The organism is Salmonella sp. SAL04196 (assembly GCF_046550835.1).
Lineage (GTDB): Bacteria > Pseudomonadota > Gammaproteobacteria > Enterobacterales > Enterobacteriaceae > Salmonella > Salmonella enterica.
The window spans coordinates 1,426,562-1,449,005 of the sequence record NZ_JBGDXE010000001.1 but is presented as its reverse complement, the minus strand read 5'-3'; the positions used below and the strand labels follow the sequence as shown (position 1 = coordinate 1,449,005).

Below are 22,444 nucleotides of genomic sequence, written 5' to 3'. Positions count from 1 at the left end.
CCATATGCAAAGGAGTATTCATGAAACAAACAGTCTATACCGCCAGCCCTGAGAGTCAGCAAATTCACGTCTGGAGCCTGAACCACGAAGGGACGCTGACGCTGGTGCAGGTCGTGGATGTGCCCGGTCAGGTTCAGCCGATGGTGGTCAGTCCGGATAAACGCTACCTCTATGTCGGCGTGCGCCCGGAGTTTCGTGTCCTGGCGTATCGTATTGCGCCGGATGATGGCGCGCTGACGTTTGCCGCCGAATCCGCCCTGCCGGGTAGCCCGACCCATATTTCTACCGATCATCATGGTCGTTTTGTCTTTGTCGGATCGTATAACGCCGGTAATGTCAGCGTGACGCGTTTACAGGATGGCCTGCCGGTTGAGCTGGTGGATGTGGTGGAGGGGCTGGATGGCTGCCACTCGGCAAATATTACGCCTGATAACCGTACCCTGTGGGTGCCTGCGCTAAAACAGGATCGCATTTGTCTGTTTACGCTAAGCGATGACGGCCATCTGGTGGCCCAGGAGCCGGCGGAAGTAAATACAGTCGAAGGGGCAGGCCCGCGTCATATGGTCTTCCACCCGAATCGACAATATGCGTATTGCGTCAATGAACTGAACAGTTCGGTGGATGTCTGGCAGCTTAAAAATCCGCATGGCGAGATAGAGTGCGTACAAACCCTGGATATGATGCCCGCCGATTTTTCCGATACCCGTTGGGCGGCGGATATTCATATTACGCCGGATGGACGGCATCTGTATGCCTGTGACCGCACCGCCAGTCTGATTACCGTCTTTAGTGTCTCCGAAGACGGCAGCGTACTGAGCGTTGAAGGCTTCCAGCCGACGGAAGCCCAACCGCGCGGCTTTAATATCGACAATAGCGGAAAATACCTGATTGCTGCGGGTCAAAAATCACATCATATCGCGGTCTATGAAATTACGGGCACTCAGGGGTTGCTGACGGAAAAAGGTCGTTATGCCGTCGGCCAGGGGCCAATGTGGGTTGTGGTGAACGCGTACTAAAGCGCTGTGTGCCGGAGGGCGGCGGGCTGGAGCTCATCAGGGCAGGATGCCTGATTAATTTCAATAAACATCGCTTGCAGTAAAACCACGGGCCGCCACATCTGCTGCGGCGGCCCGTTTATAAGCCTGAACCGGAACGGCGATTACTGCTTAGGTTCCGCCACCACTTTACTGCCTACACCGCGGTTGTTGTATTCCCACATGCGGTTGTAGTTAGTGTCGTTCAGATTACGCAGCACCTCGCCTTTGTCATCCACGGTTCCCGTATTTCCGGCAAACGGACGTTTCGAGATGACCGCGTCGGCCCACGGTTTGGCAACGTTAAAGCCCTCGTTAATCACGCTGTCGCGGATCACTACCTGACCGTTGGTGTTGGCGTCGACATCCAGCGAGCGGCCAAGCTGCGCAACGCCATCGCCGGAGGCGTTAAAGCGGCTGTTGATCGCCAAAAAGCCATAGTAAATATTGGACAGCGTAGCCGGGGCGAAGACGTAGGCTTCCTGCTGTGTGCGGGAGTTGACGACCTGGAAGTTGGTGTTATCGAACACCACGGCGCCGCGTCCGGACACCATATCCACATCGCCTTCAATATAGCTGTTCGTCACCAGCGTACGCGGCTGACGATCGGTTTGCAGACGGTTCTGCACGCCGCTGTTGGTCACAAAGAAGGTGTTCTGGCGGCCAAGGATATTGACCTTGTTAATCTGGACTTTGTCGCCATCGGTACGCAGCGCCACCGCCGGATGGTTTCCGGCATCGACACTGTCGCCCAGCGTGTTCTCGATGGTCAGATTTTGTAGCTGCAGACCGTTATTCTGCGACCAGAACGCGGCAGAACACATCACACCGATCGTCGCGGCGTGTTTGCTTTGGCAGTTATCGAACATATACCAGGCGGGTTTACCAGGCATATATTTCCCGCCGGGATTCACCGCGCGGCGCCAGTCAGCGACGCTCATTTCACCATCAATCGCCATCCCAATTTTCACATCGATCGGTTTTTCACCGGTCCCGTACAGGGTCAAACTTCCCGGCGCGGCGGGAACATACACGGTCCCCTGATAGTCGCCCGGCATAATAGCAATGTACTGGCGTTTGTTCGTGCGTTTAACCATTGCCGCATCGACCGCGGCCTGAATCGAGGTGTGCGTAACGCCTGGCGTACCTGCCGGCCCTACCACAAAGTCAGGCTGTGCGGGCAGGGTAATCGGCGACGGCGACCACGGGGCGGTATTCGGCGTCAGGGAGGCAAAATAGTGCGCCGCAACGAAGTTTTTCGCTTCATTTGCCGACAGAATTGGGCGCGAGGCGGTGCCAGGCGCGGTTTGATCGGAAGGGATCTGATCGGGTGGCGTAGAGCTACAGGCGCTCAGCGTCACGCCAAAAGCCAGTGCCAGCGCCAGACGGGAAACCGATAATGTATTCACAGGTTGCTCCGGGCTTGAAAAAGTTAAATGACATCCATTGAAGCCTGCTTTTTTATACTAAGTTGAACGAAACGGGAAGGCGAAAAGGTAAAAAGTTCCTTTTCAGGCTGGAAACACCTGTAGCATCAGATAGTTTTATCACAATTAAGCAACAACTTTCGCGCTTTGAGTTGACAATCCGGAGCAGAAAGAAAATAAATGTCTATACAACTCATGACAGGCAAGAGAGCGACAGGAATGCGGCAACTTTTACCGGGCGATACTGTCTGGCGAAACATCAGGCTGGCGACAATGGACCCGCAGCGGCAAGCCCCGTATGGGCTGGTGGATAACCAGGCGCTGATTGTACGCGAAGGGCATATTTGCGATATCGTGCCAGAGACGCAGCTTCCTGTCAGCGGGGACAATATCCATGATATGCAGGGACGACTGGTAACCCCGGGACTTATCGATTGCCACACGCATCTGGTGTTTGCCGGTAACCGCGCCGCAGAGTGGGAGCAGCGGCTTAACGGCGCGTCATACCAGCATATTAGCGCTCAGGGCGGCGGCATTAACGCGACGGTATCAGCAACCCGCGCCTGTGCGGAAGAGACGCTCTACCTGCTGGCGCGCGAACGCATGATGCGCCTTGCCAGCGAAGGCGTTACGCTGCTGGAGATTAAATCCGGCTATGGTCTGGAGCTGGCGACAGAAGAAAAGCTGTTGCGCGTCGCTGCAAAACTTGCCGCCGAAAACGCTATCGACATTAGCCCCACGCTACTTGCCGCTCATGCTACGCCAGCGGAGTATCGTGACGACCCGGACGGCTACATCACTCTGGTCTGCGAGACGATGATTCCGCAGCTCTGGCAAAAAGGGTTATTTGATGCGGTAGACCTCTTTTGCGAGAGCGTCGGCTTTAATGTGGCGCAGAGTGAGCGCGTATTGCAGACGGCGAAGGCGTTAGGTATTCCCGTTAAAGGCCATGTTGAGCAGCTTTCGCTGTTGGGCGGCGCGCAGCTAGTGAGCCGTTATCAGGGTTTATCGGCGGATCATATCGAATATCTTGATGAAGCTGGCGTCGCGGCGATGCGTGACGGCGGTACTGTCGGCGTGTTGTTGCCCGGTGCGTTTTATTTTCTGCGCGAGACGCAGCGCCCGCCGGTTGAACTGCTGCGCCGCTATCAGGTGCCTGTCGCCGTCGCCAGCGATTTCAATCCCGGCACCAGCCCGTTTTGCAGTTTGCATCTGGCGATGAATATGGCCTGCGTACAGTTTGGTCTGACGCCGGAAGAGGCATGGGCGGGCGTTACGCGCCATGCCGCACGCGCGCTGGGAAGACAGGCGACGCATGGGCAGCTCAGGGCCGGCTACCGGGCAGATTTTGTGGTGTGGGATGCTGAACAGCCGGTAGAGATTGTGTATGAGCCGGGGCGTAACCCTTTATATCTGCGGGTATACAGAGGACAAATCTCATGACGCAATGGTATCCGGCTTCTCCGGCGCTCTGGCAGGGGCGCGATGACAGTATAGAAGCGCCGGATGCGCGGCGTCTGTTTCAGACTGTCACGCGCAGCGAGACCTTTTCCCCCGACAACTGGCAGCAAAAGATAGCGTTAATGGGATTTGCCTGCGACGAGGGGGTAAAACGCAATGCAGGTCGTCCCGGCGCGGCAGGCGGCCCGGACGCGTTGCGTAAAGCGCTGGCGAATATGGCCAGCCACCAGGGACATGAACGGCTGGTGGATTTAGGCAATTGGGTTGCGCCGACGCCCGATCTGGAAGGCGCGCAGCAGGCCTTGCGCGATGCGGTAAGCCGCTGTCTGCGGGCCGGGATGCGCACGCTGGTGCTGGGCGGCGGGCATGAAACCGCGTTTGGACACGGCGCGGGGGTGCTGGACGCGTTTGCGCAGGAAAGCGTAGGGATCATTAATCTTGATGCGCATCTGGATCTCCGTCAGACCGACCGGGCAACATCCGGGACGCCGTTTCGTCAACTGGCGCAGCTATGCGACGCGCAGAGCCGCGCGTTTCATTATGCCTGTTTCGGCGTGAGCCGTGCGGCAAATACGCAGGCGTTGTGGCGGGAAGCGCAGTGGCGGAATGCTACCGTGGTGGAGGATCTGGACTGCCATGACGCGCTGGCGCAGATGGCGCAGTTTATCGACAAGGTGGATAAAATTTATCTGACTATCGATCTCGACGTATTGCCTGTCTGGGAAATGCCGGCCGTCTCCGCTCCCGCAGCGCTGGGCGTGCCACTGATACAGGTTCTGCGTTTAATTGAGCCGGTTTGCCGCAGCGGAAAATTACAGGCGGCGGATCTGGTTGAATTTAATCCACGCTTTGATGAAGATGGCGCAGCGGCGCGCGTGGCGGCGCGGCTTGGCTGGCAAATCGCGCACTGGTGGCGTTAATCTGTCATCCGGAAAACACTATCCGCATAAGGAAGGCTTCACGCATGTATTCATCCCGCTCCCGTTCTGCGCCTGCGCCTTTTTACGAAACGGTGAAACAGGACATCTGTAAAAAAATAGCCGACGGCGTCTGGCAGCCGCACGATCGCATTCCGTCGGAAGCTGAACTGGTCGCGCAGTATGGCTTTAGCCGAATGACCATCAACCGGGCGCTGCGTGAGCTGACGGATGAAGGGTGGCTGGTGCGTTTACAGGGCGTGGGGACGTTTGTCGCCGAACCAAAAGGCCAGTCCGCGCTGTTTGAAGTCCGCAGTATCGCCGAGGAGATTGCCGCCCGCCGTCATCAGCATCGTTGTGAGGTGCTCACGCTGGAGCGCGTGCGGGCAAACGCCATCCAGGCCAGCGCTCTCAACGTCAATGAGAGCGATGTCATTTTCCATTCCATCATGGTGCATTATGAAAACGATCTGCCGGTACAAATTGAAGATCGCTGCGTGAATGCGGATATTGCCGTGGATTACCTGACGCAAGATTACCGTCAGACCACGCCGCACGCTTATTTGTCGCGGATCGCGCCGCTAACGGAAGGGGAACATATTGTGGAGGCGGTGCGCGCCACGGCGCAAGAGTGCGCGTGGTTAACTATCAAAGAGCATGAGCCTTGTCTGCTCATTCGTCGTACAACCTGGTCCGCGTCGCGGATTGTTTCTCACGCCCGCTTACTTTTCCCCGGGTCGCGCTACCGGCTACAGGGACGATTTATCTCCTGAGCGGACTGCTGCCGGAAAACGTGATTGCTGACACAATATAACAAAATTGTATCATTTTTGTTGATTCTATTCTTGTGCTTACTTGTATAGACAAGTATATGTCTGATTCTTATCTGTGGGTCTGCGGCGGTGCCTGATAGTGGCGTTTTAGCGTTATTTGGCGATGGCAGACCGATAACAATGAGGAGTCATTGCTATGCCTGAAAGCAAGTATCGTCAGCAGACTATCCGCGCGCCCCGAGGCACGGTATTAACGGCGAAAAGCTGGCTGACAGAAGCCCCGCTGCGGATGTTAATGAATAATCTCGATCCTGACGTGGCGGAAAATCCGCATGAGCTGGTGGTCTACGGCGGGATTGGTCGCGCCGCGCGCAACTGGGAATGCTATGACGCTATTGTTGATGCGCTCACCCGGCTGGAGGCGGACGAAACGTTGCTTATTCAGTCTGGCAAACCGGTCGGCGTATTTAAAACGCACGACAACGCGCCGCGGGTATTAATCGCCAACTCCAACCTGGTTCCCCACTGGGCGACATGGGAACATTTTAACGAACTGGATGCGAAAGGGCTGGCGATGTACGGTCAGATGACGGCCGGAAGCTGGATCTATATCGGCAGCCAGGGAATCGTGCAGGGAACATACGAAACCTTTGTCGAGGCGGGGCGTCAGCACTATAACGGCACGCTGGCGGGACGCTGGGTGCTGACCGCCGGGCTGGGCGGCATGGGCGGCGCGCAACCGCTAGCCGCGACGCTGGCCGGAGCGTGTTCGCTGACGATTGAATGCCAGCAAAGCCGTATCGATTTTCGTCTGCGTACTCGTTACGTGGATGAGCAGGCCGCCACGCTGGATGACGCGCTGGCCCGCATTACGCGCTACACCCGCGAGGGGAAAGCCGTGTCCGTCGCCCTGTGCGCGAACGCGGCGGATATCCTGCCGGAACTGGTTAATCGCGGCGTGCGCCCGGACCTGGTGACCGATCAGACCAGCGCCCACGATCCGCTACATGGCTATTTACCCTCCGGCTGGCGCTGGGAGGAGTATCAGAAAAACGCGCAATCCGATCCCCACGGGACGATGCAGGCAGCGAAACGTTCCATGGCGGCACATGTTCGGGCGATGCTGGCGTTCAGTCAAATGGGCGTGCCGACCTTTGACTATGGCAACAATATTCGCCAGATGGCGAAAGAGATGGGGGTGGAAAACGCCTTTGATTTTCCGGGATTTGTGCCAGCCTATATTCGTCCGCTGTTCTGTCGTGGCATCGGGCCGTTTCGCTGGGTGGCGCTGTCCGGCGATCCGCAGGATATCTATAAAACCGATGCCAAAGTCAAAGAGATAGTGGCTGAGGATAAACATCTGCATCACTGGCTGGATATGGCGCGCGAGCGCATTCATTTTCAGGGGTTACCGGCGCGTATCTGCTGGGTAGGCCTGGAGTGGCGGCAAAAACTGGGGCTGGCATTCAACGAAATGGTGCGTTGCGGTGAGGTATCCGCGCCTATTGTGATTGGCCGCGATCACCTGGATTCCGGTTCTGTCGCCAGCCCTAACCGTGAAACCGAAGCGATGCGCGACGGTTCCGACGCGGTTTCCGACTGGCCGCTGTTAAATGCGTTGCTGAATACCGCCAGCGGGGCGACATGGGTATCGCTCCATCATGGCGGCGGGGTGGGGATGGGGTTTTCGCAACACGCCGGTATGGTGATTGTCTGTGATGGCACTGACGAGGCCGCCGCGCGTATTCGCCGCGTGTTACACAACGATCCGGCGACGGGCGTCATGCGCCATGCCGATGCCGGATATGATCTCGCGGTGGAATGCGCTGTTGAGCAAGGTCTGAATTTACCGATGGTTGCGGCGACGCAGGGGAAAGGCTGATATGAACACCATAACACTCACTCCGGGGCAGTTAAGCCTCTCTCAACTGTACGATGTCTGGCGTCATCCGGTACAGCTTCGGCTGGACGCCAGCGCCATTGACGGCATTAACGCCAGCGTCGCGTGCGTCAATGATATCGTTGCCGAAGGGCGTACCGCCTACGGCATCAACACCGGTTTCGGCCTGCTGGCGCAGACGCGCATCGCTGATGAAGACTTGCAAAATCTACAGCGATCGTTGGTGCTGTCTCACGCCGCGGGCGTAGGCGACCCACTGGATGACGCGATGGTGCGTCTGATCATGGTATTGAAAATCAATAGTCTGGCGCGCGGGTTTTCCGGGATTCGGTTGAGCGTGATAGAAGCGCTCATCGCTCTGGTGAATGCCGGCGTGTATCCGCTGATTCCGGCAAAAGGGTCGGTTGGCGCGTCGGGCGACTTAGCGCCGCTGGCGCATCTGTCGCTGACGCTGCTTGGCGAAGGAAAAGCGCGCTGGCAGGGCGAATGGCTTCCGGCGCAGACGGCGCTAAAAAAGGCCGGACTGGAGCCTGTCGCGCTGGCGGCCAAAGAGGGGCTGGCGCTGCTTAACGGCACCCAGGCGTCGACGGCCTTCGCGCTGCGCGGTTTGTTTGAGGCACAGGAGTTATTTGCCTCCGCCGTTGTCTGCGGCGCGCTGACTACCGAAGCCGTACTGGGATCGCGCCGTCCTTTTGATGCGCGCATTCATGCCGCGCGCGGACAACAGGGGCAAATTGACGTCGCGCGGTTGTTCCGGCATCTGCTGACCGATACCAGCGCCATTGCTGAATCACATCACCATTGTCATAAAGTTCAGGACCCGTATTCCCTTCGCTGCCAGCCGCAGGTAATGGGCGCTTGTCTGACCCAGTTACGTCAGACGAAAGAGGTACTGCTGGCTGAGGCCAACGCGGTGTCCGATAATCCGCTGGTCTTTGCCGATGCGGGGGAGGTGATCTCCGGCGGTAACTTCCATGCTGAACCGGTTGCCATGGCGGCGGATAATCTGGCGCTGGCGATAGCGGAAATCGGCGCGCTATCGGAGCGGCGCATCGCGCTGATGATGGATAAACATATGTCGCAGTTACCGCCGTTTCTGGTGAAAAATGGCGGCGTTAATTCCGGTTTTATGATTGCCCAGGTCACCGCCGCAGCGCTCGCCAGCGAGAATAAAGCGCTGGCGCACCCGCACAGCGTGGATAGCCTGCCGACCTCGGCGAATCAGGAAGATCATGTCTCAATGGCCCCGGCGGCAGGGCGACGACTCTGGGAAATGGCGGCGAATACCCGCGGCATCATTGCCGTGGAGTGGCTGGCTGCCTGTCAGGGGATAGATTTACGGGAAGGGTTAACCTCCAGCCCGTTACTGGAACAGGCGCGGCAGACACTGCGCGAGCGGGTGGCGCACTATACGCAGGATCGTTTTTTCGCACCCGATATTGAGTGTGCGACGGCGCTGCTGGCGCAAGGCGCGTTACAGCGTCTGGTGCCGGACTTTATGTGAATGCTGCCGGATGGCGAGGCGCTTATTCGGCTTACCCAACTCGTTGGTAGGGTAAGACGTTTACGCCGCCATCCGGCACAGCGTTTAACTGAACATCGCCGTGATCGAGGCGCTGGCGAGCGAATGGAAATGCACGTTAAAGCCGACCATCGCGCCGCTGGCGTCTTCATCAACGTCAAGACGCTCGACGTCCAGCGCGTGAACCGTAAAGATATAGCGGTGCGTTTCCCCTTTAGGCGGCGCCGCGCCGCCGTAGCCCGCTTTACCGAAATCGGTACGCGTCTGAATGACGCCGTCTGGTACGGCCACCAGGCCTGAGCCGAACCCCTGGGTCAGTACGCGCGTATCCGCCGGGAGGTTCACCACCACCCAGTGCCACCAGCCGGAGCCGGTCGGCGCGTCGGGATCGTAACAGGTCACGACAAAACTTTTGGTGCCCATCGGCACGTCGTCCCAGGCCAGATGCGGCGAAATATTATCGCCATCATAGCCCATACCGTTAAAAACGTGGCGATGAGGAAGTTTATCTCCATCGCGCAAATCGTTGCTGATAAGTTTCATGCGCTCTCCTTTTGACTCACCAGAAGTGTAGCCAGAAGCAGCATCGCTTACCGCTGATTAATGGCTAAAAAATGTTTCATTGTGTACCGCGTCATTGACCGCCTGGGTCAAACGGCGCAGTTGATCCGGTCGAATAATGTAGGGCGGCATCAGGTAGATTAGCTTGCCGAACGGCCTGATCCAGACGCCTTGCCCGACGAAGAAGCGTTGAAGCGCCGCCATATTGACCGGATGCGTGGTTTCAACCACCCCAATCGCGCCCAACACCCGCACATCCGCCACCCAGGGCGAACTTTGCGCGGGGGCTAACTCAGCACGTAACTGAGACTCGATAGACGCCACCTGCTGACGCCATTCGCCGCTCTCCAGCAGCGTCAGGCTGGCGCAGGCGACGGCGCAGGCCAGCGGATTCCCCATAAACGTCGGGCCATGCATAAAACACCCCGCCTCGCCGTTGCTAATAGTCTCTGCAACCTGGCGTGTCGTGAGCGTTGCCGAGAGGGTCATGGTGCCGCCGGTTAAGGCTTTGCCGAGACACAGAATATCCGGCGCGATCCCGGCGTGCTCGCAGGCGAACAGTTTGCCGGTACGGCCAAACCCGGTGGCTATTTCATCGGCAATCAGCAGAATGCCTTCGCGATCGCACATGTTACGAATACGCCTGAGCCATTGTGGATGATATATGCGCATCCCGCCCGCGCCCTGAACGATAGGTTCCAGAATCACGGCGGCTATTTCATGGCGATGCGCGGCCATCAGGCGGGCAAATGGCGCGATGTCGCTTTCATCCCATTCGCCATCCATCCGGCTTTGCGGCGCCGGCGCGAACAGATTTTCCGGCAGATAGCCTTTCCACAAGCTGTGCATGGAGTTATCCGGATCGCACACCGACATCGCGCCGAACGTGTCGCCATGATAACCGTGGCGAAACGTCAGAAAACGCTGACGCGATTCGCCCCGCGCCTGCCAGTATTGCAGCGCCATCTTCATGGCCACTTCTACCGACACCGAACCAGAGTCGGCCAGAAAGACACACTCCAGCGGCTCAGGCGTTATCGCGACCAGCTTACGGCACAGATTCACCGCAGGTTGATGGGTTATGCCGCCGAACATGACATGCGACATGGCGTCAATTTGCGCTTTCATCGCCGCGTTCAATTGCGGGTGGTTATAACCATGAATGGCCGCCCACCAGGAGGACATCCCCTCAATCAGGCGTTCGCCCGAGGCGAGAACCAGCTCGCAGCCTTCGGCCCGCTCAACGGGATATACCGGCAGCGGCGAGGTCATGGAAGTGTAAGGATGCCAAATATGGCGTTTATCGAAGGCCAGATCGTCCGTTGTCATAATCGACTTGTAAACCAAATTAAAAAGATTTAGGTTTACGAGTCTACACCATATCAAAAACAAACAACATATTTTGGAGAAGCCCGATGGCTCGCCACCCACGCTGGACACTGTCGCAAGTAACCGAATTATTTGAAAAACCACTGCTGGAATTGCTGTTTGAAGCGCAGCAAATTCATCGCCAGCATTTCGATCCGCAGCAGGTACAGGTTAGTACGCTGCTGTCGATCAAAACCGGCGCCTGCCCGGAGGATTGTAAATACTGCCCGCAGAGCTCGCGCTATAAAACCGGGCTGGAAGCCGAGCGTTTAATGGAAGTAGAGCAGGTACTGGACTCCGCCCGTAAAGCGAAAAACGCCGGTTCGACCCGCTTCTGTATGGGGGCGGCCTGGAAGAATCCGCATGAACGCGATATGCCTTATCTGGAGCAGATTGTACAGGGCGTCAAAGCGATGGGGCTGGAAACCTGTATGACGCTCGGCATGTTGAACGAGAGCCAGGCGCAGCGTCTGGCTAACGCCGGGCTGGATTACTACAACCACAATCTCGATACCTCGCCGGAGTTTTACGGCAATATCATCACTACCCGTACCTATCAGGAGCGCCTCGACACGCTGGAAAAAGTCCGTGAAGCAGGGATTAAAGTGTGCTCCGGCGGCATTGTGGGTCTGGGCGAAACGGTTACCGATCGCGCCGGACTGTTGTTGCAGTTGGCGAACCTGCCGACGCCGCCGGAAAGCGTGCCAATCAACATGCTGGTGAAGGTGAAAGGCACACCGCTTGCGGATAACGATGACGTGGATGCGTTTGATTTTATTCGTACTATCGCCGTGGCGCGCATCATGATGCCGACCTCATACGTGCGTCTTTCCGCAGGACGTGAACAGATGAACGAGCAGACCCAGGCGATGTGCTTTATGGCCGGGGCGAACTCGATTTTCTATGGCTGCAAATTGTTAACTACGCCAAATCCGGCAGAGGACAAGGATCTGCAGTTATTCCGTAAGCTGGGGCTGAATCCGCAGCAGACCAGGGTGCTGGCGGGCGATAACGAGCAGCAGCAACGTCTGGAGCAGACGCTGATGACGCCTGACACCGATGATTATTACAACGCGGCAGCCTTATGAGTTGGCAACAACGCGTCGACGATGCGCTGACGGCGCGTCGGGCGACGGATACATTGCGCCGCCGCTATGTGGTGTCGCAGGGCGCCGGACGCTGGCTGGTAGCGAACGGGCGACAGTATCTTAACTTCTCCAGCAATGATTACCTCGGCTTAAGTCAACACCCGCAGATTATTCGCGCCTGGCAACAGGCAGCGACGCGTTTTGGCGTCGGCAGCGGCGGGTCGGGTCATATCAGCGGTTATTCCGTGGCGCACCAGGCGTTAGAGGAGGAACTGGCGCAATGGTTAGGATATCCGCGCGCGCTACTGTTTATCTCTGGCTTTGCGGCGAATCAGGCGGTCATTACCGCCTTAATGAAAAAAAATGACCGGATTGTGGCCGACAGGTTGAGTCATGCTTCCCTGCTGGAAGCCGCTAATCTGAGTCCGGCGCAGATTCGCCGCTTTATCCATAACGATACGCAGCATCTGTCGCGTTTACTGCAATCGCCCTGCGTGGGTCAGCAACTGGTGGTGACAGAAGGTGTATACAGCATGGACGGCGACAGCGCGCCGCTGGCGGAAATCCAGCACATTGCCCGCAGGCATCATGCCTGGCTGTTGGTTGATGATGCGCACGGCATCGGCGTGACTGGCGATGAGGGGCGGGGCACCTGCTGGCAACGGGGGGTGAAGCCTGAGTTGCTGGTGGTGACTTTCGGTAAGGGGTTTGGCGTCAGCGGCGCAGCGGTGCTCTGCTCGGAAAGCGTCGCGGATTATCTGCTGCAATTCGCCCGCCATCTGGTTTACAGCACCAGTATGCCGCCCGCCCAGGCGCAGGCGTTAAGCGCCTCGCTGGCGGTGATCCGTAGCGATGAAGGTGGTGAACGGCGCGAAAAACTCGCCGCTCTGGTTCAGCGCTTTCGGGCCGGCGTTAACGCGTCCCGATTTACGCTACTGAATGCCCATAGCGCCATCCAGCCGTTAATCGTGGGCGATAACAGCCGTGCATTGCGCCTGGCGGAGGCGCTGCGTCAACAAGGATGCTGGGCGACGGCGATTCGTCCGCCGACGGTGCCTGTCGGTACGGCGCGCCTGCGCTTAACGTTAACGCAGGCGCATGAAGCGTGCGATATCGACCGTCTGCTGGAGGTGCTGCATGGCGCAGGTGAATAAGCAGGCTATTGCGGCGGCGTTTGGCCGGGCCGCATCGCAATATGAACAACACGCCTCTTTGCAGCAACACAGCGCGGATGCGCTGCTGACGCTGTTGGCAGGCCGCCAGTTTGCCAGTGTGTTGGACGCAGGCTGCGGCCCTGGACGTATGAGTCGTTACTGGCGAGAGCGGGGGAGCGAAGTGACCGCCCTGGATCTTTCGCTGGCGATGCTGCAACAGGCGCGCGATCGTCAGGCGGCGCATCACTATTTGCTGGCGGATATCGAAGCGATTCCCCATGACGCCGAAGTTTTTGACCTGGCCTGGAGCAACCTGGCGGTCCAGTGGTGCGGCGATTTACGTGATGCGTTGAGCGAGTTGTATCGGGTTGTACGGCCCGGCGGCGTGGTGGCGTTTACCACCTTGTGCCAGGGGTCGTTGCCGGAACTGCGTCAGGCATGGCAGGCCGTCGATAATCGCGCTCACGCGAATAGCTTTTTGCCGGAAGAGGCAATTGACCACGCGCTGCGCGGCTGGCGGGCGTCTCGTCATACTCAGGCGATGACATTGTGGTTTGAGGATGCCCTGAGTGCGATGCGCTCGCTTAAAGGCATTGGCGCCACCCATCTTCATGAAGGGCGGGAGTCGGATGTATTAACCCGCGCCCGGCTTAGACAGATTCAGTTGGCATGGCCGCAGCGGCAGGGGAAATATCCGCTGACGTACCATCTTTTTATGGGAGTGATTGAACGTGACTAAATGCTATTTTGTCACCGGTACTGATACTGAAGTCGGTAAAACGGTCGCCAGTTGCGCCTTATTGCAGGCCGCAACGCAGTTAGGTTATCAAACCGTAGGCTATAAGCCCGTCGCTTCCGGCAGCGAAATGACAACCGACGGGCTACGCAATAGCGATGCCCTGGCCTTGCAGCGTAACAGCAGCCTGCCGCAACCTTATTCCGCTATCAATCCTTATACTTTTGCCGAGCCTACCTCTCCCCACATCGTTAGCGCCGACGAAGGCCGGGCGATAGACGCGGCGGTGTTATCACGCGGATTGCGAACGCTGGAGGCGCAGGCAGACTGGGTATTGACAGAAGGGGCGGGCGGCTGGTTTACACCGCTCTCTGCCACGCTGACGTTTGCCGACTGGGTACAGACGGAGCAGCTGCCGGTGATTCTGGTTGTTGGCGTCAAGCTGGGCTGTATTAATCACGCCATGCTGACGGCGCTGGCGGTAGAACAGGCCGGATTACCGCTTGTCGGATGGATAGCCAACGACGTACAGCCGCCGGGCGCGCGTCATGGTGAATATCTCGCGACGCTTCGCCGCGTCATCCCGGCCCCGCTGTTAGGGGAAATCCCGTGGCTGGGCGTTTCTCCATCGCAGGCGGCGACAGGACAGTATCTGGACCTTAGCCCCCTGGAACGCGCCTGACCGCGCTTAAAAACCGCCTTCTTGCAGGATCAGACGATCCTGCTGTTCTTTCGCCAGACCCTCCTGACGTCGCCAGGCTAAAAATGTGCAAAATGTGAGCGTCTACGCCTCAATTTTTCCCTTCTCGTTAGCCAATAATCTGCCAAAAATAGCGATAATTTTTTTTTATCGCCCGGCGAAAACGTCAGGGGCTGATTTTGCCAGGCGGCAGGGGATACGGGCTGGAAGCAGTTATCCACTATTCCTGTGGATAACCTTGTGTATTAGAGTTAGAAAACACAACGTAAGCGAGAGGCGACGCGGCCTGCGACTAAATTGGCGCGAAAGACGGCTTGAGAAAATATCCCTTTTTAGACAGCAAGTTATATAAAATCAATGGTTGTAAAGGAAGGGGGATACGTTGACATAAAACTTTCATCATCCGACTTGACAAATGTTAAAAAAGACTCTGGTCTGGGGATAACCAGCACACTGCTGGAATTTTACCCCGCGACTGTCTATGTTTTACCTCTAAATAGCGTGGGATATCTGCCGATAGCCATTATACACTGGAGTGTTACTGTTTTTTCATCCAGTATTTTTTATTGGCAATATTCACCGTCGAGAGTAAAATTACACCCCTGCCCGCTCACTCCTTCAGGTAGCCGCTCATGAGTAAACCGTTCAAACTGAATTCCGCTTTTAAACCTTCTGGCGATCAGCCGGACGCTATACGTCGTCTGGAAGAGGGGCTGGAGGACGGGCTGGCGCATCAGACGTTGTTGGGCGTGACCGGCTCCGGGAAGACATTCACCATCGCCAACGTCATTGCGGACTTGCAGCGGCCAACGATGGTGCTTGCGCCCAATAAAACCCTGGCGGCGCAGCTCTACGGCGAAATGAAAGAGTTTTTCCCGGAAAACGCGGTGGAGTATTTCGTCTCCTACTATGACTACTATCAGCCGGAAGCGTATGTGCCAAGTTCGGATACGTTTATCGAAAAAGACGCTTCGGTAAACGAACATATTGAGCAAATGCGGTTGTCGGCAACGAAAGCGTTGCTTGAGCGACGCGATGTCGTGGTGGTGGCTTCCGTGTCCGCGATTTACGGTCTGGGCGATCCGGATCTCTACCTGAAAATGATGCTGCATCTGACGGTGGGAATGCTGATTGACCAGCGCGCGATTTTGCGTCGGCTGGCGGAATTGCAATACACCCGTAACGATCAAGCTTTTCAGCGTGGTACCTTTCGCGTGCGCGGCGAAGTGATCGACATCTTCCCGGCTGAATCTGACGACATCGCGCTACGCGTTGAGCTATTTGATGAAGAAGTGGAACGCCTGTCGCTGTTCGACCCGTTAACCGGGCAGGTAGAGTCAACGGTGCCACGTTATACTATCTATCCCAAAACGCACTACGTAACGCCGCGCGAGCGTATTCTGCAGGCGATGGAAGAGATAAAAGATGAGCTGGCGGACAGGCGTAAGGTCTTGCTGGCGAATAATAAGCTGCTTGAAGAGCAGCGATTAAGCCAGCGCACGCAGTTCGATTTAGAGATGATGAACGAGCTGGGCTACTGCTCAGGCATTGAAAACTATTCCCGCTTTCTGTCGGGCCGCGGGCCGGGCGAACCGCCGCCAACCTTGTTCGATTATCTGCCCGCCGACGGACTGCTGGTGGTGGATGAGTCTCATGTCACCATCCCGCAGATAGGCGGCATGTACCGCGGCGACCGGGCGCGCAAAGAGACGCTGGTCGAGTATGGCTTCCGTCTGCCTTCGGCGCTGGATAACCGTCCGCTGAAGTTTGAGGAGTTTGAAGCCTTAGCGCCGCAAACTATCTATGTTTCCGCCACGCCCGGCAACTATGAGCTGGAAAAATCTGGTGATGAGGTGGTGGATCAGGTCGTGCGACCGACCGGGCTGCTGGACCCGATTATTGAAGTGCGTCCGGTGGCGACCCAGGTGGACGATCTGCTGTCCGAAATTCGTCAGCGTGCGGCCATTAATGAGCGTGTCCTTGTCACTACGCTCACCAAACGGATGGCGGAAGATTTGACCGAATATCTGGAAGAGCACGGCGAGCGCGTGCGTTACCTGCACTCAGATATTGATACCGTGGAGCGCATGGAAATCATCCGCGATTTGCGTCTGGGCGAGTTTGACGTTCTGGTGGGGATTAACCTGCTGCGCGAAGGGCTGGATATGCCGGAAGTCTCGCTGGTGGCGATTCTGGACGCTGACAAAGAAGGGTTCCTGCGCTCCGAGCGCTCCCTGATTCAGACCATAGGACGCGCGGCGCGTAACGTTAACGGTAAAGCGATTCTGTATGGCGATAAAATCACGCCGTCGATGGCGAAGGCGATTGGCGAAACCGAGCGACGTCGCGAGAAGCAGCAGAAGTACAACGAAGAGCACGGTATCACTCCGCAGGGGCTGAACAAAAAAGTGGTCGACATCCTGGCTCTGGGGCAGAACATTGCGAAAACCAAAGCGAAGGGGAAAGGCAAGGGCCGTTCTACGGCAAAAGCCGGAATTGTCGAACTGGATATGACGCCGAAAGCGTTGCAGCAGAAAATTCATGAACTGGAAGGGCAAATGATGCAGCACGCGCAAAATCTGGAGTTTGAAGAAGCCGCGCAAATTCGCGACCAGTTGCACCAGTTACGCGAGTTGTTTATCGCGGCGTCCTGACAATGTGTCGATCGCCAGCGAGTTATCGTTACCATGGCTCGCTTTTGAGAATTTCAGTGCAATAGTAAGGGCTAAGTCAGTCAGGAATGAAAAACAGTGACAGGCTTTGACTAACGAGATTGTCGAAAAACTCAAAACATCAATGGGGTAGCTAGTTTAATCACCACTGAAGAAAATTAGCGTTGAGGCTGAACCCAACGCTAATTTTCCCTCTCTCCTCGGCTATGAAAAAAACGCCCCGTATTATCGGTATAGCTATCCTTATGATCGTCATTTTAATCTTATGTGAGTTCGTTGAAAGCGTGTCATGGCAACAGATTACATCATTCTACTTAAAAAAGAGGTGATGGAAGCGCGAGCATTTATAAGTCAAGCGCTGCAAATACTGAATGATTTGTCCGAAATAATGACGACTATGACCTCTTGTTTAAAGTTGAGAATATCCTTATCTGTTACTTTAGGTTACGTTCAGATCAGGTAGGGAAAATATGTTTAATATTACTAATATACAATCTACGGCAAGGCATCAAAGTATTAGCAATGAGGCATTAACAGAGGTGCCTTTAAAAGAAGAGATATGGAATAAAATAAGTGCCTTTTTCTCTTCAGAACATCAGGTTGAAGCACAAAGCTGCATCGCTTATCTTTGTCATCCACCTGAAACCGCCTCGCCAGAAGAGATCAAAAGCAAGTTTGAATGTTTGAGGGAGTTAGCCTTCCCGGCGTATGCGGATAATATTCAGAGTAATAGAGGGGGGACAGACCAATACTGTATTTTGAATGAAAATAGTCAGGAAATTCTGTCTATAATTTTTAATACAGAGGGCTATACCGTTGAGGGAGGGGGAAAGTCAGTCACCTATACCCGTGTAACAGAAAGCGAGCAGGCGAGTAGCGCTTCCGGCTCCAAAGTTGCTGTGAATTATGAGTTAATCTGGTCTGAGTGGGTAAAAGAGGCACCAGCGGAAGAGGCAGCAAATCGTGAAGAAGCCGTACAACGGATGCGTGACTGCCTGAAAAATAATAAGACGGAACTCCGTCTGAAAATATTAGGACTTACCACTATACCCGCCTGTATTCCTGAGCAGATAACTACTCTGACACTCGATAACAATGAACTGAAAAGTTTGCCGGAAAATTTACAGGGAAATATAAAGACCCTGTATGCCAGCAGTAATCGGCTAACCAGTATCCCTGCCACGTTACCGGATACCATACAGAAAATGGAGCTGAGCATTAACCGTATTACTGAATTACCGGAACGTTTGCCTTCAGCGCTTCAATCGCTGGATCTTTTTCATAATAAAATTAGTTCCTTACCTGAAAATCTACCTGAGGAACTTCGGTACCTGAGCGTTTATGATAACCGCATAAGGACACTGCCAGAACATCTTCCGTCAGGGATTACCCATTTGAATGTGCAGAGTAATTCGTTAACCGCTCTGCCTGAAACATTGCCGCCGGGCCTGAAGAATCTGGAGGCCGGCGAAAATGCCTTAACCAGTCTGCCCGCATCGTTACCACCAGAATTACAGTTCCTGGATGTAAGTAAAAATCAGATTACTGTTCTGCCTGAAACACTACCTCCCACGATAACAACGCTGGACGTTTCCCGTAACGCATTGAGTAATCTACCGGAAAACCTCCCGGCGGCATTACAAATAATGCAGGCCTCTCGCAATCGCCTGGTCCGTCTCCCGGAGTCGTTACCCCATTTTCGTGGTGAAGGACCTCAACCTACAAGAATAATCGTAGAACGTAATCCTTTTTCAGAACGAACAATACAGAATATGCAGCGGCTAATGTCCTCTGCGGGTTATCAGGGACCCCGGGTATTGTTTGCCATGGGCGACTTTTCAATTGTTCGGGTAACTCGACCACTGCATCAAGCTGTCCGGGGGTGGCTAACCAATCTCGAGGAGGAAGACGTCAACCAATGGCGGGCGTTTGAGACGGAAGTAAACGCGGCAGCCTTCAGCATGTTTCTGGATCGTCTTGGCGATACGCAGAACACCCGACATTCGGATTTTAAGGAGCAAGTCTCCGCCTGGCTAATGCGCCTGGCTGATGATAGCACACTAAGAGAAACCGCATTTATTATAGCGATGGATGCAACGATAAGCTGTGAAGATCGGGTCACACTGGCATACCACCAAATGCAGGAAGCGACGTTGGTTCATGATGCTGAAAGAGGCGCCTTTGATAGCCACTTAGCGGAACTGATTATGGCGGGGCGTGAAATCTTTCGGCTGGAGCAAATAGAATCGCTCGCGAGAGAAAAGGTAAAACGGCTGTTTTTTATTGACGAAATCGAAGTATTTCTGGGTTTTCAGAATCAGTTACGAGAGTCGCTGTCGCTGACAACAATGACCCAGGATATGCGATTTTATAACGTTTCGGGTATCACTGAGTCTGACCTTGACGAGGCGGAATTAAGGATAAAAATTGCTGAAAATAGGAATTTTCACAAATGGTTTGCGCTGTGGGGGCCGTGGCATAAAGTGCTGGAGCGTATAGCGCCAGAAGAGTGGCGTGAAATGATGGCTAAAAGGGCTGAGTATATTGAAACGGATGAGTATCAGAGCCGGGTCAATGCTGAACTGGAAGCGTTAGGAATAGCGGGTGATCCTGACGCAGAGCGCATGGCTGGGATGCGGATAATGGAAGAGATCAATCAGACCCACTTTACTGGGATCATGGAGAATATATTGCTGAAAAAAGAGGTGAGCTCGCTCATGAGCGCCTACTGGCGATAGCTGAACGCAGTTTATCAGAAGGGGGAGAGAGCCTGTTTACCCTTCGGTGTAAACAGGCATCTGATAAGCGCAGCGTCGTCGGTAAACGGGCTTAACCCAACGCCTGTAGCGCTTTTTCCAGCGCGTTATGTAATAACTGACGATCGTGGCGATAGGGGATATCGCTGGCCTCCAGCACTTCCTGAATCACCACCCGATCGTTCACCGCACTGACGTCAACTTGCGGTCCAACCACCACTGCGTCAATGACTTTTTTGCCAATATATTGCTCCATCATCGCCAGCTTATCGACCAGCGTTAAACTGGCGGCGGGCAGACTTAGTTCGCGGCCCAGATTGCCGATATACACCATTGGCGCCGGGGTGCGCCGCAGCGCCTGCGCCAGTTCATCCAGCAGCAGGCCAGGCATCAGGCTGGTATAAAAACTGCCAGGGCCAATCAGAATCAGATCCGTGTCATTAATGGCCTGTACCGCTTCCCGCGTCGCCGGCACGTTCGGCGTTAACATGATCTCCTGCGGCGGCGTCGCTAACTGATCGATATTCACCTCGCCGTAAATCTCATGCCCCTGTTCGTCAATCGCCATCAGATCTACCGGTAGCTCCGACATCGGGATCAGCTGCGCGTCCACTTTAAGCAGATTACGAATTAAATTAATCGCTTCCAGAGGCCGCACGCTCAGGTGATCTAACGCCTTTAACATCAAATTTCCGAGGTTATGACCAGAAAGTTCGCCATTACCGCCAAAACGATACTCAAACATAGCGGATGCGACGCTGGGTTCGGTAATTAACTGATTCAGACAGTTGCGCATATCGCCCCAGGCGATCCCGCCTTCCGAGCGGCGAATACGGCCAGTTGACCCCCCGTTATCTGTGGTAGTCACAATGCCGGTCAGGCGCGAACCTAAAGAAGAAAGCGAGGAGAGGACGCGTCCTAATCCATGCCCTCCGCCGAGGGCAACGACACGATCAAGGTCAGCCAGCGTACGATTGCGCATAAAAATTCCTGAAGTCAAATAAGCAGCGCTACAGTAGCGCAAGTCGCGGGTTTTCAGCAATTAGCCGACCGGCTAAAAGACAATTAATTATTCCCGACTACCCCTTTATAGCGAGGGCGTTACCACGGCTAAATGATATATATCAATGTAAAAGTGTGATTTTCACGTATTCTGTCGCTAAATAGCACGATCATATCGCTATGTATATGTTTATATAGCGAAAGCGTGATGGCGAAATTGTCATTTACACGCTAGTATCGGCGTAACCACAGTAAACACTCTAGCCTCTGCACCTGGGTCATTTTTGATACGGTGCTTTGGCCGTGACAACGTTTAACGTTTGCCACCAGGGCGCAGGAAGAAATGACTCCGCCTCCCGTATTTGGAAAGGTGTACATGGCTTCACAACTTACCGATGCTTTCGCGCGTAAGTTTTACTACTTGCGTTTGTCGATTACCGATGTGTGTAACTTTCGTTGCACCTACTGCCTGCCGGATGGCTACAAACCTGGCGGCGTCACTAACAACGGTTTCCTTACCGTCGATGAAATTCGTCGCGTTACGCGCGCTTTTGCCAGTCTTGGCACGGAAAAGGTGCGTCTTACCGGCGGCGAGCCTTCATTACGCCGCGATTTTACCGACATCATTGCCGCCGTGGGTGAAAATGATGCTATTCGCCAGATCGCGGTGACCACTAACGGTTATCGACTGGCGCGCGATGCCGCGAACTGGCGCGAAGCGGGGCTGACGGGCGTCAATGTTAGCGTGGATAGTCTGGATGCGCGTCAGTTCCATGCGATTACCGGTCAGGACAAATTCCGCCAGGTGATGGCGGGCATCGATGCCGCCTTTGACGCCGGTTTCGAAAAGGTGAAAGTCAACACCGTGCTGATGCGCGACGTGAATCACCATCAGTTGGATACCTTCCTTGCCTGGATTCAGCCTCGCCCCATTCAGCTACGCTTCATTGAACTTATGGAGACGGGCGAGGGGAGCGATCTCTTCCGCAAACATCATATTTCGGGTCAGGTATTACGCGACGAGCTGATTAAGCGCGGTTGGATCCACCAGCAACGCCTGCGCAGCGATGGCCCGGCGCAGGTTTTTTGTCATCCCGATTACGCCGGTGAGATCGGCCTCATTATGCCGTATGAAAAAGATTTCTGCGCCACCTGTAATCGCCTGCGTGTTTCGTCTGTCGGTAAGCTGCATTTATGTCTGTTTGGCGACGGCGGCGTAAGTTTACGCGACCTGTTACAGGATGATGCGCAGCAATACGCGCTTGAGGAACGTATTTCCGACGCGTTGCGGGAGAAAAAGCAGACCCATTTCCTTCACCAGAGCAATACTGGTATTACGCAAAATTTATCTTACATTGGCGGTTAATCCTTAA

General features: G+C 55.2%; 18 protein-coding genes and 1 riboswitch. Of the genes, 14 read left to right on the top strand and 4 right to left on the bottom strand.

Going from position 1 to position 22,444, the window contains the following annotated elements:
- Positions 1-20: 20 nt before the first annotated feature.
- Positions 21-1,016, top strand: a complete 996-nt coding sequence (gene pgl / locus ACLJPE_RS07325) for a 6-phosphogluconolactonase (RefSeq protein WP_000815468.1) — start codon at positions 21-23, stop codon at positions 1,014-1,016.
- Between the two features lie 143 nt (positions 1,017-1,159).
- Here pgl and ACLJPE_RS07320 read toward each other — a convergent pair whose 3' ends face one another.
- On the bottom strand, positions 1,160-2,443 hold the full coding sequence (locus ACLJPE_RS07320) for a putative acyl-CoA thioester hydrolase (RefSeq protein WP_001094763.1): 1,284 nt from the start codon (positions 2,441-2,443) through the stop codon (positions 1,160-1,162).
- A 237-nt stretch (positions 2,444-2,680) separates the two neighbouring features.
- Between ACLJPE_RS07320 and hutI the strand changes: the two genes are divergently transcribed.
- The 5 genes from hutI to hutH all read left to right on the top strand — a co-directional run bounded on the left by hutI (position 2,681) and on the right by hutH (position 9,016).
- Positions 2,681-3,904 (top strand): imidazolonepropionase, encoded by a 1,224-nt coding sequence (gene hutI / locus ACLJPE_RS07315; protein ID WP_039513022.1) that lies wholly within the window; start codon positions 2,681-2,683, stop codon positions 3,902-3,904.
- The gene (hutG, locus tag ACLJPE_RS07310; RefSeq protein ID WP_039513025.1) at positions 3,901-4,842 is read left to right on the top strand and encodes a formimidoylglutamase; all 942 of its coding nucleotides are present in this window, start codon (positions 3,901-3,903) and stop codon (positions 4,840-4,842) included. The genes hutI and hutG overlap by 4 nt, the downstream gene beginning before the upstream one ends.
- A 44-nt stretch (positions 4,843-4,886) precedes the next feature.
- On the top strand, positions 4,887-5,612 hold the full coding sequence (locus tag ACLJPE_RS07305) for a histidine utilization repressor (RefSeq protein WP_000287407.1): 726 nt from the start codon (positions 4,887-4,889) through the stop codon (positions 5,610-5,612).
- A 196-nt stretch (positions 5,613-5,808) separates the two neighbouring features.
- A complete protein-coding gene (gene hutU / locus ACLJPE_RS07300; protein ID WP_001115217.1) occupies positions 5,809-7,494 on the top strand; it encodes a urocanate hydratase in 1,686 nt (561 codons plus the stop codon).
- Position 7,495: 1 nt separating this feature from the next.
- Positions 7,496-9,016 (top strand): histidine ammonia-lyase, encoded by a 1,521-nt coding sequence (hutH, locus tag ACLJPE_RS07295; protein WP_001092486.1) that lies wholly within the window; start codon positions 7,496-7,498, stop codon positions 9,014-9,016.
- An 84-nt stretch (positions 9,017-9,100) separates the two neighbouring features.
- Here the strand turns inward: hutH and ACLJPE_RS07290 are convergent, their stop codons facing one another.
- Positions 9,101-9,577: a kinase inhibitor gene (locus ACLJPE_RS07290; RefSeq protein ID WP_000767403.1), complete on the bottom strand. Its 477-nt coding sequence runs from the start codon at positions 9,575-9,577 to the stop codon at positions 9,101-9,103.
- A 57-nt stretch (positions 9,578-9,634) separates the two neighbouring features.
- Positions 9,635-10,924 carry an adenosylmethionine--8-amino-7-oxononanoate transaminase gene (gene bioA, locus ACLJPE_RS07285; RefSeq protein WP_000205503.1) on the bottom strand — a complete coding sequence of 430 codons (1,290 nt, stop codon included), beginning with the start codon at positions 10,922-10,924 and terminating at the stop codon, positions 9,635-9,637.
- Between the two features lie 86 nt (positions 10,925-11,010).
- Here bioA and bioB point away from each other — a divergent pair, with 86 nt between their 5' ends.
- From bioB to slrP, 7 genes are all read left to right on the top strand, one after another.
- Positions 11,011-12,051: a biotin synthase BioB gene (bioB, locus tag ACLJPE_RS07280; protein ID WP_000090727.1), complete on the top strand. Its 1,041-nt coding sequence runs from the start codon at positions 11,011-11,013 to the stop codon at positions 12,049-12,051.
- Positions 12,048-13,205, top strand: coding sequence for an 8-amino-7-oxononanoate synthase (gene bioF, locus ACLJPE_RS07275; protein WP_039513028.1), 1,158 nt, complete (start codon positions 12,048-12,050; stop codon positions 13,203-13,205). Before bioB ends, bioF begins: the two co-directional genes overlap by 4 nt.
- Positions 13,189-13,944 carry a malonyl-ACP O-methyltransferase BioC gene (gene bioC, locus ACLJPE_RS07270; RefSeq protein WP_000079904.1) on the top strand — a complete coding sequence of 252 codons (756 nt, stop codon included), beginning with the start codon at positions 13,189-13,191 and terminating at the stop codon, positions 13,942-13,944. The genes bioF and bioC overlap by 17 nt, the downstream gene beginning before the upstream one ends.
- Positions 13,937-14,623, top strand: a complete 687-nt coding sequence (bioD, locus tag ACLJPE_RS07265) for a dethiobiotin synthase (protein ID WP_039513030.1) — start codon at positions 13,937-13,939, stop codon at positions 14,621-14,623. Before bioC ends, bioD begins: the two co-directional genes overlap by 8 nt.
- A 650-nt stretch (positions 14,624-15,273) precedes the next feature.
- Positions 15,274-17,295 (top strand): excinuclease ABC subunit UvrB, encoded by a 2,022-nt coding sequence (gene uvrB / locus ACLJPE_RS07260; RefSeq protein ID WP_000042502.1) that lies wholly within the window; start codon positions 15,274-15,276, stop codon positions 17,293-17,295.
- Between the two features lie 307 nt (positions 17,296-17,602).
- Positions 17,603-17,776, top strand: a complete 174-nt coding sequence (locus ACLJPE_RS07255; protein ID WP_001603763.1) for a hypothetical protein — start codon at positions 17,603-17,605, stop codon at positions 17,774-17,776.
- A 7-nt stretch (positions 17,777-17,783) separates the two neighbouring features.
- Complete coding sequence (gene slrP / locus ACLJPE_RS07250; protein WP_039513033.1) at positions 17,784-20,051, top strand: SPI-1 type III secretion system effector E3 ubiquitin transferase SlrP; 2,268 nt, start codon at positions 17,784-17,786, stop codon at positions 20,049-20,051.
- A 91-nt stretch (positions 20,052-20,142) separates the two neighbouring features.
- On the opposite strand, the gene yvcK is transcribed toward slrP, so the two are convergent.
- Positions 20,143-21,051, bottom strand: a complete 909-nt coding sequence (gene yvcK, locus ACLJPE_RS07245) for a uridine diphosphate-N-acetylglucosamine-binding protein YvcK (RefSeq protein WP_039513036.1) — start codon at positions 21,049-21,051, stop codon at positions 20,143-20,145.
- 264 nt (positions 21,052-21,315) lie between these two features.
- Positions 21,316-21,460, top strand: a riboswitch (molybdenum cofactor riboswitch).
- Here yvcK and moaA point away from each other — a divergent pair.
- Complete coding sequence (moaA, locus tag ACLJPE_RS07240; RefSeq protein WP_000168182.1) at positions 21,448-22,437, top strand: GTP 3',8-cyclase MoaA; 990 nt, start codon at positions 21,448-21,450, stop codon at positions 22,435-22,437. Its footprint overlaps the riboswitch before it by 13 nt.
- Positions 22,438-22,444 lie beyond the last annotated feature (7 nt).